Here is a 14,089-nt window from a genome sequence, read left to right on the forward strand (position 1 = left end):
GCGGACATGTCGCTGTGGAGCAAGCTCAAGAAGGCCACCACCAGGAAGAAGACGCGTAAGTCCGGGCCGGCCGACACCGCGAAGGGGTTGGCCGGCACGGTCGTGCTGACCAAGCCCAAGCGGTCGGACTCGCTGGTCGACCTGTCGCCACCCGCCACGCCGCCCAAGGCGCCGGTGAACCCGCCGTCGGACCGGGCCTTCCTGGAGAACGCCTACCAGAGGTACTACCTCAACGGGGTCCGTACCCCGATGGCCAACCGGCGCAAGCGCATCTACTCCTTCATGGGCAAAGGCGAGACCGGCTACCTGGAGCACGCGGTCACGGACGCCGAGTTCCACGACTTCGCCGCCGACAACCCCGACTACAGGGTGTCCAGCCAGAACGCGAAGCCCCTGGATGAGGCGCTGGCGGCAGGCGACTATTTCCACGTCAGCAACAAGGCCTACAAACCCAGAGCGCTGGAGAACCGGGCGCGGCGCATCATCGTCAACGTGAAGACGCAGGAAGCCGGGCTCAAGGTGGCCAATGCCCTGACGCCGCTCTTCAAGGACGACGACGTCTCGCCGTACTTCAGGAAGTTCAAGATCTACCTGTCGGGGACGGCGGCCGCGAAGAAGAAGGTGAAGTACGACAAGCTCGTCATTTACTACATGACCTCCGACGCGGACGTGAACGGGTCGGACCTGGTCGGAGACCGCATCGCCGACACCATCAACCGGGCGGTGCGGCCCGACGAACTGGACGACGCGTTCGCCCCCTTCTACAAGACGCGCACACCGGGGGTCGCCTTCGCGGAGGAGCCGAAGTACTTCCTGAACAAGCAGGCAGGCAGCTTCACCAGCAACCGCCGCGACATCATCGCGGACGTCATAGAACACAACGACAAGGTGGGCAGCGCGGACGACTTCATCGACCTGGTGAACGCGGCCTTCACGGCCAAGGGCGTGAACCCGGCCGCGCCGCACACCCACCTCGCCAAGACGCCCTGACGCCGGAGACGGTCGATGCCCAAGAACAAGCTCAAGAAAAAGAAGAAGAACAAGCGTTCCACCACTCCGGGCGTTTCCGGTGCCTCACACGGCGTCGTCAAGTCGGTGAGCAAGACCAAGCGCGCGGCGGTGATCGCGAATGCCGGATCCCAGCCCGCGCACTCGGCCCCGGCCCCGGCCCGCCGCCCGAGTGACGCCGTCATCAACCGGAACTTCCTCGCCAAGGCCTACCGGGAGTACTACAACAGCGCCGGCCGCAGACGCCCCCAGAACGTGGTCAAGCGCGTGTACTCCTTCATGGGTGAGGGCCCGCCCGGCTACCTGAACACGCCGATCGGCAACCGGGACTTCCAAAGTCTGCTCGACGACCAGAGGCAGGGCGGCTATGAGGTGGAGGCCCAGAACTCGTCGGACAACTGGAAGGAGCTGCGGGACGGCGACTACTTCCACCTGACCAACGAGGCCTTCCCGTTGCCGCGCGCGCAGAAGACGCAAACCCTGACAAATCGCGCTCGGCGCCTCATCGTCAACGTGAAGAACCAGGCGGCCGCGCTGAAGGCGGTGCGCGGTCTCGTCCCGTTGTTCAAGGATGGCAACGTCGGCCCGTTCTTCAGGTCGTTCAAGGTGTTCCTGTCCAGCAGGGCGGACGCCCAAAAATCCGTCAAATACGACAAGCTGGTCGTCTATTACGCGCTCAAGGACCCGAATGGCGCCGACGACGTCGGTAACCAGCTCGTCTCGGCGATCGAGACGGCCGTCCCCGAAGGGGACCGGGACTCGGCGTTCGCCCCCTTCTACTCCTTCCTCACCCCCGGAGTCGCCTGGGCGGAGGAGCCGAAGTACTACGTCCAGAAATTGGACAACAGCTTCACCGAGACCCGGGCGAACGTCATCGATGACGTCATAAAGAACAACGACGCGGTGCCCAATGAGGCCGCGTTCGCCACACTGGTGGACAACGCGTTCCAGCGTGAGCGCATAGATCCGGTGAAGCCGCACCGGCACGTCAAGACGCCCTGAGGCCACTGGTCGCCGCCTGCGCGAGAACCCCGCCAGGCGGCGACCTGAGGTTCTTTGCGCAAAGCTAATCTCCTCATAGACGACCATGAGGAAAAGTGATTAGATGACTTGATATGTCCGAGGTAACGCGGCCCAGCCTTTCCGACGCTCTGACCGAGCGCATGCTGGAGCTCATCCGTACAGGTGGGCACCGGCCGGGCGACAGGCTGCCCTCGACGCGGGAGCTCTCCCAGCGCTTCGCCGTCACCACCCCGACGCTGCGTGAGGCGCTGCGCAGGCTCGAGGCCACCGGGGCCATCGAGATGCGGCACGGATCCGGCATCTACGTCGGAGCCGACATCGAGCGGCTCGTGCTCCCCAACCCCAACATGCGGGAGATGCACGCCGCCCAGCTGCTCGAGTTGCTCGGCGCGCGCATCGTCATCGAGCCGCCGCTGGCCGCGATGGCCGCGGCACGCGCGACCGGCGAGGAGCTGGTCGCGCTCCAGCGCGTGCTCGAGGCCGCCGCCAGGCACCTGCGCGGCCAGGACGCCGAGCTGCACGACACCAACATGACCTTCCACCGGGCGACGGCCCGGCTGGCGGGCAACAACGTGCTGCACGAGGTGGTCGACTCGCTGCTGACCGTCCATGGTCCCGAGCAGCGGGAGATCCTGCAGATCTTCGACGACCGGCGCCGTGACTACGACGAGCACCTGGCGATCCTGGAGGCCATCGAGGCGCGTGACGCCGCGGCGGCCGAGGAGCGGATGCGGGCTCACCTGGTGGACGTCAAGACCGTAATAGAGCAGAGGTTGCAACACCCCCCCAAATGAAACAAGGAGGCCGGGGCATGATCCGGTCACGCGTTGTCACGCTCGGCGTGGCAGCTCTCTTTCTCGCCGCTTGTGGCGGCAATACCGAGGCGCCGCAGAAGAAGTCCGAACTATCGCTCTACAACGACAAGGGCGCCTGGAGCAAATACTTCGACGAGATGGGCGCTCTGTCGAAGCAGCAGATCAGTTTAGGAATGAAGCCGGTCGGCTACACCGATTCGGCCCAGTATCAGGCCTTCATCAAGGCGTCGTTCCGTACGAACGTCAAACCCGACCTCTTCACCTGGCAGACCGGCGGGATGCTGGAAGAGATCGTCAAGCAGAAGCAGGTGGCCGACACCTCGGCCATCTGGCAGGAGGCGATCAAGGCCGGCGACCTGTCGCAGGACCTGGCCCCCTATTACACGGTGGACGGCAAGCAGTACTGCGTGCCGATGAACGTCGCCTACTGGGGGATGTTCTACAACAAGAAGGTCTTCGACAAGTACGGCCTGCAGCCCCCCACCACGTGGGACGAGCTGGTCAAGGTGGCCGACACCCTGAAGAAGAACAACGTCAAGGCCTTCTACCACACCAGCGTGCTGTTCTCCTTCGTCTGGTTCGAGCAGCTGATGGCGGGCATGGACCCCGACCTGTACGACCGCCTCTCCACGGGCAAGGCCAAGTACACGGACCCGGGTGTGGTCCAGGTGATGGAGAAGTGGAAGCAGCTCATCGACGCCGGATATTTCATCAATCCCGGTGATAAAACCGACCCCGGCGACGTGCTGAAGAACGGCAAGGCGGCCATGGTCTCCTTCGGCACCTGGTTCAACACCAGCATGACCCAGCGCGACCTGAAGGCCGGCACCGACTACGGCTTCTTCGCCATCCCGAACGTGAACGCCTCCCTCCCCAAGACCTCGATGATCTTCGAGAGCGGCCCGCTCTGCTCGCTGACCAAGGCGGCCGACCCCGAGGCCGGCCAGAAGTACCTCAAGTGGTGGACCACGCAGCCCGCCCAGGACAAGTGGGCCACGACCCGCGGCGACGTCAGCGCCAACCCCAAGGTGACGATCAAGGACGAGGCGCTCGGCCAGGTCACCAAGGACGCGGGCAGCGGCAAGTACCGCCTGGTCAACCGCTACTTCGAGGCCACGCCGCCACCGATCCTGACGGCCGCGCTCGACGGCTTCAGCAAGTTCGTGACCGAGCCCGGCACGTACAAGGAAGTGCTGGAGACCATTCAGAAGGCCGCTGACGAGTACTGGAGCACGCATCAGTGATGCGCGCACCAATGCTTGGCCGTTTCCGGTACGGCTATGTCGCTCCTGCCGCGCTGTTGGTCGCCGGGCTGCTCTACGTGCCCTTCCTGTGGACGGCGTACCTGAGCTTCACGAAATACGACGGGCTCGCGCCGCCCGAGTGGGTCGGCCTGCGTAACTTCGGCAAGCTGCTCGACGACCCGGCGCTGCTCACCGCCTTAGGCAACACGCTCATCTGGGTCGTCGGCACGATGGCGCTGCCGGTCGGGCTCGGCCTGCTGGTGGCGGTGCTGTCGTACGACCTCAAGGGCGGCGTCTGGTACCGGGTGCCGTTCATGCTGCCCTACGCGCTCAGCGGCGCCGGACTGGCCATGGTCTGGAGCCCGATCCTGTCGCACGACGGCATCGCGAACATCCTGCTCGGCGTCGACACCGCCTTCCTGCAGAAGGCGCCGCACAACACGATCGCCATGCTGCTGGTCTGGACCTGGCAGCAGCTCGGCGTCAACACGCTGCTGTTCGTGGTGGGGCTGCAGTCCATCCCCAAGGCGCCGATCGAGGCCGCGCGGCTCGACGGGGCCTCCGGGTGGCAGCTGTTCCGGCACGTCATCTGGCCCCTGATGGCGCCCCTCACCGCGGTCGTGGTGGGGCTGGCGCTGGTGGCGAGCCTGAAGACGTTCGACATCGTCTGGGTGCTGACGCAGGGTGGTCCTGGGCGCAACTCCGAGACGCTCGCGGTGACCATGTACAAGGACACGTTCGTGGCCAGCGACTACGGCTACGGCGCCTCGGTCGCGGTGATGCTCACCGTGGTCACGGGGCTGGCGTCCTACCTCTACCTCAGGAGGCAGGTGCGATGATCCGGCGTGCCGTACTCATCGTGCTCGGCCTGATCTGGCTGGGCCCGACCTACCTGCTGCTCGTCAACGCCGCGCGGCCCGCGGCGTCGTACGACCCGTCGAAGGCGTGGCAGCCGTCCGGCAGCTTCGCGCTGTTCGACAACATCGCGCGGGCCTTCGACAGCGCGAACCTGTCGGACAGCCTGGCCAGCACCGCGCTCTACAGCGTCGTCTCGCCCACGCTCGGCGTGCTCATCGGGGCACTGGCCGGCTACACGATCGTGGTGCTCCGGCTGAGACACGGCTTCTGGTGGTTCCTGCTCATCTTCGGCGGCACGATCTTCCCGTCGCAGATGCTGCTCGTGCCGCTGTTCGTGGGCTACAGCGACCTCGGCCTGTACGACACCAGGGGCGGCCTGCTCCTGGTCTACACGGCGATCAACGTGCCGTTGGCCGCTTTCGTGCTGCGTAACTTCTACAGTGGAGTGGCGTTCTCGATCTTCGAGGCGGCCCGCATGGACGGCGCCACCACCTGGCGGATCTTCTGGCGCATCTACCTGCCGCTGTCGGTCAGCGCGCTGGCGGCCGTGTTCATCCTCGAGTTCACCTTCATCTGGAACGACCTCATCTTCGGCCTGACGCTCACGCAGACCGAGGACGTACGGCCGGTGATGACCGCGCTGGCCGGGCTGATGACCGACGTCTACGCGGGCACCCCGGTGCCCGTGGGCCTCGCGGCGGGGCTCACGGTCTCGCTGCCGACGGTCCTGCTGTTCCTCGCCACCCAGCGGCTGTTCGCCCGTGGCCTGTCTCTAGGGAGTGTTTGATGACCAGCCGGTTGCTGCAGCGGAGCCTCGGCTCGCCGGACTACGACGGGATCAGGCAGGCGCTGCGCAACGACACCTCGACCGCGGTGATCGGCGTGCGCGGCGTGGAGGTGCGCGTCGCGGTGCTGCCGCTGTTCACCCACGACGGCCGGCAGGCGGTCCGGGTGACGAGCACCGTGCCGTTGACGCACGTGCTGGTGGGCGAGGACAGCGCCTCCGGCACCGACGTCACGCTGCTCGTGCCCGAGGTGAGCGCCCCCCGCGTGCTGACCCTGGAGTCGCGCGACGACGCCGGGCTCATCGGCTCCGCGGAGATCACGATCACCCCGCAGCGCAAGTGGAGCGTGTTCGTCGTCCACCACTCCCACCTCGACATCGGCTACACCGACCCGCAGGGCACGGTGCTCCGCCACCACCTCGACTACCTCGACGCGGCACTCCGGCTGGCCGAGGAGACCGCCTCCTGGCCGGACGACGCGAGGTTCAGATGGTCGGTCGAGTCGTCGATGCCCGCGCTGAAGTGGCTCGACGCCCGGCCCGCCGACCAGGTCGCCAAGTTCGCCGCGCTGGCCCGCGCCGGCGTCATCGAGGTGACCGCGCTGCCGTTCCAGCTGCACACCGAAGCCTGCTCGACCGAGGAGCTCTACCGGCAGCTCCGCTTCACCACGCGGCTCCAGGAGAAGTACGGCTTCGCCACCAAGTCGGCCATGCACACCGACGTGCCGGGCGCGGTGGTCGGCGTGATCGACGCGCTGAACGCCGCCGGGGTGCGCTACCTCGCTGCGGCGCACAACTGGGCCGGGCGGTCCGTGCCGTACCTGCACGGGGGCGACAAGCTGACCCGGCCGTTCCGGTGGCGGGCGCCGAGCGGCAAGGAGGTGATCGTCTGGTTCACCGACACCCCCCACGGCATGGCGTACATGGAGGGCAACACGGTCGGGCTCACCGACTCCTACGAACTGGCCGACGACCTGCTGCCGCGCTACTTGTCGGCGCTGGCCTCGCGGGGCTACCCCTACGGGCCCGGTACGTTCGGGTGGCAGGGTCCTGACGCGCCGCGCGAGCCGTACGAGCTGGACGTGCTGCACCTGCGGGTCCAGGGCGCGCACGCCGACAACGCGGGACCCTCGATCGTGCCCGCCTCCATCGCGCGCAAGTGGAACGAGCAGTGGGCCTTTCCCCGGCTGCGGTCCGCGGTCAACAGCGACTTCTTCGAGCACGTGGAAGAGCGCTACCACGACCGCCTGGCCGTGCACGAGGGCGACTGGACCGACTGGTGGGCCGACGGGCTCGGCTCCGGCGCGCGGCCCCTCGGATACGTACGGCGGGCGCAGTCCGCGCTGCGCATCGCCGAGACGCTGCACACGATCGCCGGCGCCGACGCGACCGAGCAGATCGACGAGGCCTACGACAAGGTGGCGCTGTTCAACGAGCACACCTGGGGCGCGGCCAACCCCTGGGAGGACGCCGAGGAGGCGGGCGACTCGGGCGGCCTGCAGTGGACCCGCAAGTCGTCGGGCGCCTACGACGCCCAGGACGACGCGGCCGACCTGCTGCACGCCGCCGCCCGCCGGTTCGGCGCCGCGCTCTCCGACGACGGTGTGGCCGATGCCTCGGCGCTCGCGTCCTTCGCCGTCTTCAACCCCGGTACGGCGAGCAGGACCGACGTCGTCCGCGCGTTCCTCCCCCGGGACGTGGTCCCGGCGGACGTGCCGATCGCCCTCGTGGACGCGCGCACCGGCGAGACGATCCCGCACCACGAGGAGTTCGTGGACCCGGCCGACTGGCCGACCCGGCCGATCGGGCGGCACCTGCACGCCGTGGTGCCGGAGGTCCCCGGCTACGGCTACGCGCGGATCGACGTCGTCAGGGGTGAGGTCCGGGCGGCCGAGCCGGTCGAGCTCGACCTGGGCGGGGTGATCGAGAACGAGTTCTACCGCGTCGGCTACGACGTCCGCGAAGGCGTCATCCGCTCGATCTTCGACAAGGCGGCCGGGCGGGAGCTGGTCAACGACAGTGCCGCCGCCGGGTTCGGCCAGTACGTCTACGACCGCTACGCCACCGCCCCGCACTTCAACCACCTGTCCGGGCACGTCGGGGCGCACGACCGCACCCTGCTCGGCGACCGGGCGATCGGCAGGAACGCCACCATCGTCAAGGCGCAGCGGACCGCCGTGGGCGAGAAGCTGGTCGTCGAGCTGCAGGGCAAGGGCGTCGACTGGCTGCGCACCACGATCGAGCTGCACAACGGCGTCGCCCGGCTCGACCTGACCTACCAGCTGGCCAAGCAGGGCACGCCCGCCAAGGAGGCCGTCTTCCTGGCCTTCCCGTTCGCCTCGGGCCCCGCGACGGCCTGGGAGCTGACCGGCGGCGTGGGCGGGCCGGACGTGCCTCGGGTGCCGGGCTCCGCCGAGTACATGCTGCCGATCAGGCACTGGATCGCCTTCGAGGACCCTGAGCTGACCGTCGCCTGGGCCACGCTGGAGGCGCCGCTGGTGCAGCTGGGCACCATCCACATGCCGTACGCGCCGTTCCCGCCGACGCTGGACGAGGAGCCGGGCACGGTCTACTCCTGGGCGCTGAACAACATCTGGGACACCAACTTCCCCGCCCAGCAGCAGGGGGAGACCACGTTCCGCTACTCGATCATGTCGGCCCCGGGCATCGAGGGCAGGCGGCTGGGCGCGCGGGCGGCGGCCGGGCTGACGGACCAGTTCGTCGGCGCGCTGCTCACCAGCGCGCCGGACGCGGTCAAGTCGTTCGTCTCGGTCGACCACCCCGACGTGCTGGTCACCTCGCTCGGGCAGAACGGCGACAACGAGATCGTGGTCCGGCTGCAGTCGCTGGCCGCCGAGCCGGTCGAGGCGACGGTTCGGCTGCCAGGACTCCGGCGCGCTCTGGTGAGCGCCGGTCTGGAGCGGGAGCTGCGGCCCCTGGAGGTCTCAGGGGAATCGGTCAAGGTACGGCTGCCCGCGTGCGGTGTGGCCGCTATTTGGGGGACGTGCGAGTGAAGATCGTTGACATCCGGGCCACCACGGTCGCCGTTCCGCTGGAGGCGCCACTCCGGCACAGCAACGGCGCCCACTGGGGCCGGTTCGTCCGCACGATCGTCGAGGTCGAGGCCGACAACGGGCTGATCGGCCTGGGGGAGATGGGCGGGGGCGGGGAGAGCGCCGAGGCGGCGTTCCGGGCGCTCATGCCGTACCTGAAGGGCCATGATCCGTTCCAGCTGGAGGCGCTGCGGTTCAAGATCGCCAACCCGACCGCGTCGCTCTACAACAACCGCACCCAGCTCCTGGCGGCCATCGAGTTCGCCTGTATCGACCTGATCGGGCAGCATCTCGGCGTGCCCGCGAGCGACCTGCTCGGCGGGCGGCTGCGCGACACCGTGCCGTTCGCCTCCTACCTGTTCTTCCGGTACGCGGCGGAGGGATACGCCGAGGTACGCACGCCGGACCAGCTCGTCGAGCACACCAGGCAGCTGAAGGCGGCCCACGGGTTCACCGTGCACAAGCTCAAGGGCGGGGTGTTCCCACCCGACTTCGAGCTGGAGTGCTACCGGGCGCTGGCGGCGGCCTTCCCCGACGACCGGCTCCGGTACGACCCGAACGCGGTGCTGTCGGTGGCCGAGGGGCTGCGGTTCGGGCGGGCCATCGAGGAGCTGAACAACGAATACCTGGAGGACCCGGTCTGGGGGCTCGAAGGGCTCAGGGCCATCCGCGAGCAGGTCAGGGTGCCGCTGGCGACCAACACCGTCGTCGTCAACTTCGAGCAGCTCGCCTCCAACGTGCTGCGCCGGGCCGCCGACGTGGTGCTGCTGGACACCACCTTCTGGGGCGGGATCCGGCCGTGCGTCAAGGCGGCCGGGGTGTGTGAGACCTTCCAGCTCGGGGTGGCCGTGCACTCCTCCGGCGAGCTGGGCATCCAGCTGGCGACCATGCTGCATCTCGGCGCGGTCCTGCCCAACCTCACGTACGCGGCCGACGCCCACTACCACCAGCTCCGCGACGACGTGATCGAGGGCGGCAAGCTGTCCTACGCCGACGGGGCCATAGCGGTGCCGACCGGCCCGGGGCTGGGCATCCGGCTCGACAAGGACCGGGTCGCCCGCTACGCCGAGCTCTACCAGGAGCTGGGCGGCTACCCGTACGACCGGGACCCGGGGCGGCCCGGCTGGTACGCCCAGGTCCCGAACGAACGCTTCGCCGACCCGACCGTATCCCTGGAAGTCAGCACATAGGAAAAGAATCGTCCTTGTTCGCGTGAGTCTGCTTCTGCTGCCCCGGGCCCTGAATCAGGGTGGGGTTACTCACGCGAACAAGGAGGCAACGTGCGGCTCATCAGCAGCGTTGTCGTGGCGGCCCTCTGCGCCGTGCTCGTCCCGGCCGTGAGCGCGTCGGCGACACCGAGCGGCAGGTGCGCCGGTGGCCGGGTCTGCCTGTACGCGGGCTCCGACTACAACCGGGGGACCGAGGACTACTGGCACGACTTCGTCGCCGACGACGCCGACCTGAGCGACGACACCTGGCTCGACCGGGGCCACGGCAGCACCCGGCACAGCATGACCGACGAGACGAGCTCGTTCATGAACCGGATCGGGTGCGGCGCCACGCTGTGGCAGCATCCCTACTTCACCGGGGCGCACAGCACGTTCATCGCGAACGAGAGCGACGACTACTTCGCCGACGACAGCGTCAGCTCCGTCGACATCTGGTGTCGCTGACCATGGACGGCGAAGCCGGGTTCGGGAGCGGGCGACCGGCGACCGGCCGCGGTGCTCTGGGGGGACCGGGGACCGGCCGCCGGAGACCGCTGCCATCCCCACCTGCCACTGTCTGGGCCGGTACGTCGTTGCTGCTCGTCGTCACGGCCTGCGCGGCGGCGCCGCCCCCGGACAGGCCCTACGTACCTGTGTCTGTGGCGTCGGTGGCCGATCTCGTGCTCCCGTTCGACGCCTACAAGCCCACCCCGGAGCAGCGCGTCCTGCTGGCCAACGCCCAGGCCCGGCTGGTCGCGCGGTGCCTGCGCCGCCACGGCGTCTCGGCCGCCCCGCCCATGGTCGCGGTGGCCGCCGTCAGGGCCGGCGATCCGGGCAACACCCGCCGCTACGGCGTCGCCGACCCGGCACAGGCCGCGCTCACCGGCTACCACCTGTCCCGCCTGGACTCGCACGGCAGACCACCCCGGTGGGAGGCCAACCTCTCCAAAACCGCCAGAACCCACCTGTACGGGGACAGCGCCGACTCCGGCTGCATAAGCCGCGCCGCAGCCGCCCTGACCCGAGGCGCCCAGCCGGCCGACTGGCCCTGGCTCGCCGTCCAGGACGCCGAGACCCTGGAGAAGGCCGCCACCGATCCCGCCGTCGTCCAGGCCGCCACCCGGTGGCGAGCCTGCATGGTCAAGGCCGGATACGCCTACCCCACCGTCGAGGCCGCCATCGCCGACGCCCGCTGGAACCTGGACCAGCCCACGGTCACCGCCGAGGAGAAGCGCACCGCCACGGCCGACACCAGGTGCAAGTGGGAGTCGGGGCTGGTGGCGGCCTGGTTCGCCGCCGACTCCGCCCTTCAGCGGCAGGTCGTCACCGGCAACCCGGCCCGCTTCGCCGCCCTCCGCGCCAACCTCGGCAGCCGCCTGGCGCGCGCGTCCCAGGTGTTCCAGGAGACCCGCTAAACGCCGCCAACCGCTAACCACTGCTGACCGCTGACCGCCGTTAGCCGTCGCTAATCGAGGTCGGCGATGAGCTCGTCGAGCTGGCGCAGGGCGGCGTCCCGGCGGCCGGGGACGTCGAAGTAGGGGTCGTCGAGAGTGGGCAGCGACGACGCCAGCCCCCAGCCACGGCCCCGCGCCCAGGTGGCGTCGTCGACGTCGAGTGCCGCGCGGAACACGCCGCGCGCCTCGGCGGACAGGAACGTCCACGCGGGCAGCAGATCGCACGCCGGATCACCCACGGCCAGCGTCCCGAAGTCGATGACGGCGCTCAACCTGCCGTCGACGGCCAGCAGGTTGCCCTGCGCCAGGTCACCGTGGATCCACACCGGCGGACCGTCCCACGCGGGCGCCGCCAGCGCCGCCTCCCACACGGCCGTCACCGCGCCGACGTCGACCAGGCCGCGCAACGCCGCGATCTTGGGACGTACGCGGGCCTCGACGGCGACGGAGTCGCGCTCGTCACCCATGGGCACCCCGCGGAAGGCGTTGCTCCACTCGGGCCCCGGCCCGCCGGTGGCGTCGATCTTCTGCAGCGCCGCGATGAACCCGGCGAGCTCGCTCGCGGTCCGTACGGGATCGGCGAGCCGCTCGATGGCCACGGTCTCACCGGGCAGCCACCGGTAGACCGACCAGGGCCAGGGGTAGCCCTCGGCCGGAGCGCCCATGGCGAGCGGTTCGGAGATCGGCAGCGGCAGGTGCGGGGCGAGCCGGGGGAGCCACCGATGCTCGCGTTCGACCTGTCCGACCCAGCGGGGATAGCGCGGCAGCCGTACGGACATGTCCTCGCCCAGCCGGAACGTCGCGTTGTCCATCCCGGACACCTCGACCGGCGAGACGGGCAGCTCCGCCCATCGCGGGAACTGCGCCGCGAGCAACCGTCCGACCAGGGCCGCGTCGATGGATACACCTGTGGACACGCACTCTCCCCGCCATGGACAACGAGGCCTCATCCCACAGGCAGGGAACCCCGCCTGTCCACCGAATTTCCGGTCAGCCGCCTGATCAGCTCGCCCGCGTCAGCTCGCCGGGGTCAGCTCGCCGGGGTCAGCTCGCCCGGTCAGCGCCTGGCGGTCGGGCCAGCCGTTGTACCGCGCGCACCACGCTGGCGCGACGCCGGGCGTGCTCTGCCGCATCGTCGTCGTCGGCACCGGTGAGCATGCGGGCGAGCTGGGGCGCCGAGACCCACCATGCGGACAGCCCGATGACCATGAACGCCAGATGATCGGGGTCGAGGTCGTCGTCGAGGATCCCGGCGCGCTGGGCGGCCGCGTAGGCCCGCGTCTTGCCCTGGTAGAAGGCGGCGCGCTGCGCCTCGTCGGCCACGGGGCCACCGGCCAGGCCCTCCCACAGCAGCAGGCGGACGAGATGGGGATGCGCCACGTGGTAGTCGAAGTTGCGCCCGACGAACTCGCCGATGTTCTCGAAGTCACCCGGAGGTGGCCCCACCGTCTCGGCGAGTTTCTTGAGCTCGTCGGTGAGCACCGTCTCGAACAGGGCCTGCTTGTCGCCGAAGTACTTGTACAGGCGTTCCTTGTTGATCCCGGCCCGCTCGGCGATGCGGGCCATGGTCGTGCCGTCCGGTCCGCGCTCGGCGAACTCAACTGTCGCCGCTTCCTTGAGCCGCCGCCGCGTCCCCTCGGTGTCCCACGCCATGGCGACATCCTAGCGCCACCCCATCTGCAACGTTGCGGTTGGAGTTTTCCGCCGCTAGCATCAAAAAGCAACCGCACCGTTGGAGATGCATTTCAGATGAAAGGTACGGACATGGCAGGCAGCCTTCCCGGTGGGACCCTCACGCTCGCCGACGACCTCACCATCACCCGCATGGGCTACGGCGCCATGCAGCTGGCCGGGCCCGGGGTCTTCGGCCCGCCCAAGGACCGCGACGCGGCCATCGCGGTGCTGCGCGAGGCCGTCGAGCAGGGCATCACCCACATCGACACCAGCGACTTCTACGGGCCCTTCGTCGTCAACGAGATCATCAAGGAGGCCCTGCACCCCTACCCGGCGGACCTGCGCATCGTCACCAAGGTCGGCGCCCGCCGCGGCGCCGACGGCAGCTGGAATCACGCGCTGGAGCCCGAGGACCTCAAGGCCCAGGTCCACGAGAACCTCCAGCGTCTCGGCCTGGACGCACTCGACGTCGTCAACCTGCGCCTGGCCGAAGGAGGCGCCGGCGAGGAGTCGCTCGCGGAGCCGTTCGGCGCCCTGGCCGAGCTGCGGCGAGAGGGCCTGATCCGCCACCTCGGTCTCAGCGCCGCCTCCGCGGCCCAGCTCACCGAGGCGCAGGCCATCGCGCCCGTCGTCACCGTTCAGAACCTCTACAACCTCGCCAACCGGCAGGATGACGCTCTCGTCGACCGATGCGCGGCCGAGAACATCGCCTACGCCGCGTTCTTCCCCCTGGGCGGCTTCACCCCGCTCCAGTCCGAGACGCTCACGAACGTGGCCGCCCGCCTGGACGCCTCGCCGCAGCAGGTCGCCCTGGCCTGGCTGCTGCGGCGCTCGCCCACGATGGTCCTCATCCCCGGGACCTCGTCCGTGGCCCACCTTCGCGAGAACATCGCCGCGGCGAGCCTGGTCCTCCCGGCCGAGGCGATCGAGGAGCTCGACGCCATCGGTGGCTGAGGACTTGCCAGAAT

13 protein-coding genes are annotated in these 14,089 nt (G+C 69.1%); 11 read left to right on the forward strand and 2 right to left on the reverse strand.

Annotated features, from left to right (window positions below; all coding sequences use genetic code 11):
- Positions 1 to 6 precede the first annotated feature (6 nt).
- The 10 genes from AB0B61_RS11850 to AB0B61_RS11895 all read left to right on the forward strand — a co-directional run bounded on the left by AB0B61_RS11850 (position 7) and on the right by AB0B61_RS11895 (position 11,408).
- Positions 7 to 990, forward strand: coding sequence for a T3SS effector HopA1 family protein (locus AB0B61_RS11850; protein ID WP_358431070.1), 984 nt, complete (start codon positions 7 to 9; stop codon positions 988 to 990).
- Between the two features lie 15 nt (positions 991 to 1,005).
- Positions 1,006 to 2,010, forward strand: a complete 1,005-nt coding sequence (locus tag AB0B61_RS11855; RefSeq protein ID WP_358431072.1) for a T3SS effector HopA1 family protein — start codon at positions 1,006 to 1,008, stop codon at positions 2,008 to 2,010.
- 113 nt (positions 2,011 to 2,123) lie between these two features.
- Positions 2,124 to 2,825: an FCD domain-containing protein gene (locus tag AB0B61_RS11860; RefSeq protein WP_358431075.1), complete on the forward strand. Its 702-nt coding sequence runs from the start codon at positions 2,124 to 2,126 to the stop codon at positions 2,823 to 2,825.
- A 17-nt stretch (positions 2,826 to 2,842) separates the two neighbouring features.
- Positions 2,843 to 4,090, forward strand: a complete 1,248-nt coding sequence (locus AB0B61_RS11865; RefSeq protein WP_358431077.1) for an extracellular solute-binding protein — start codon at positions 2,843 to 2,845, stop codon at positions 4,088 to 4,090.
- Positions 4,091 to 4,101: 11 nt separating this feature from the next.
- Complete coding sequence (locus tag AB0B61_RS11870; RefSeq protein WP_357653893.1) at positions 4,102 to 4,929, forward strand: sugar ABC transporter permease; 828 nt, start codon at positions 4,102 to 4,104, stop codon at positions 4,927 to 4,929.
- Entirely contained in the window at positions 4,926 to 5,735 is an 810-nt protein-coding gene (locus tag AB0B61_RS11875; protein WP_357653894.1) for a carbohydrate ABC transporter permease, read from the forward strand. The genes AB0B61_RS11870 and AB0B61_RS11875 overlap by 4 nt, the downstream gene beginning before the upstream one ends.
- Positions 5,735 to 8,746, forward strand: coding sequence for a hypothetical protein (locus tag AB0B61_RS11880; RefSeq protein ID WP_358431080.1), 3,012 nt, complete (start codon positions 5,735 to 5,737; stop codon positions 8,744 to 8,746). Before AB0B61_RS11875 ends, AB0B61_RS11880 begins: the two co-directional genes overlap by 1 nt.
- Positions 8,743 to 9,975, forward strand: coding sequence for an enolase C-terminal domain-like protein (locus AB0B61_RS11885; RefSeq protein ID WP_358431082.1), 1,233 nt, complete (start codon positions 8,743 to 8,745; stop codon positions 9,973 to 9,975). The genes AB0B61_RS11880 and AB0B61_RS11885 overlap by 4 nt, the downstream gene beginning before the upstream one ends.
- 90 nt (positions 9,976 to 10,065) lie before the next feature.
- The gene (locus AB0B61_RS11890; protein ID WP_358431084.1) at positions 10,066 to 10,458 is read left to right on the forward strand and encodes a peptidase inhibitor family I36 protein; all 393 of its coding nucleotides are present in this window, start codon (positions 10,066 to 10,068) and stop codon (positions 10,456 to 10,458) included.
- Positions 10,459 to 10,646: 188 nt separating this feature from the next.
- Positions 10,647 to 11,408, forward strand: a complete 762-nt coding sequence (locus AB0B61_RS11895) for a hypothetical protein (protein WP_358431086.1) — start codon at positions 10,647 to 10,649, stop codon at positions 11,406 to 11,408.
- A 50-nt stretch (positions 11,409 to 11,458) separates the two neighbouring features.
- Here AB0B61_RS11895 and AB0B61_RS11900 read toward each other — a convergent pair whose 3' ends face one another.
- Positions 11,459 to 12,364 carry an aminoglycoside phosphotransferase family protein gene (locus AB0B61_RS11900; RefSeq protein ID WP_358431087.1) on the reverse strand — a complete coding sequence of 302 codons (906 nt, stop codon included), beginning with the start codon at positions 12,362 to 12,364 and terminating at the stop codon, positions 11,459 to 11,461.
- A 127-nt stretch (positions 12,365 to 12,491) separates the two neighbouring features.
- Positions 12,492 to 13,100: a TetR family transcriptional regulator gene (locus tag AB0B61_RS11905; RefSeq protein ID WP_358431089.1), complete on the reverse strand. Its 609-nt coding sequence runs from the start codon at positions 13,098 to 13,100 to the stop codon at positions 12,492 to 12,494.
- Between the two features lie 111 nt (positions 13,101 to 13,211).
- On the opposite strand from AB0B61_RS11905, the gene AB0B61_RS11910 reads away from it, so the two are divergent.
- A complete protein-coding gene (locus tag AB0B61_RS11910; RefSeq protein WP_358431091.1) occupies positions 13,212 to 14,075 on the forward strand; it encodes an oxidoreductase in 864 nt (287 codons plus the stop codon).
- Positions 14,076 to 14,089 lie beyond the last annotated feature (14 nt).

Source organism: Nonomuraea sp. NPDC049158 (genome assembly GCF_040648335.1).
Taxonomy (GTDB): Bacteria; Actinomycetota; Actinomycetes; order Streptosporangiales; family Streptosporangiaceae; genus Nonomuraea.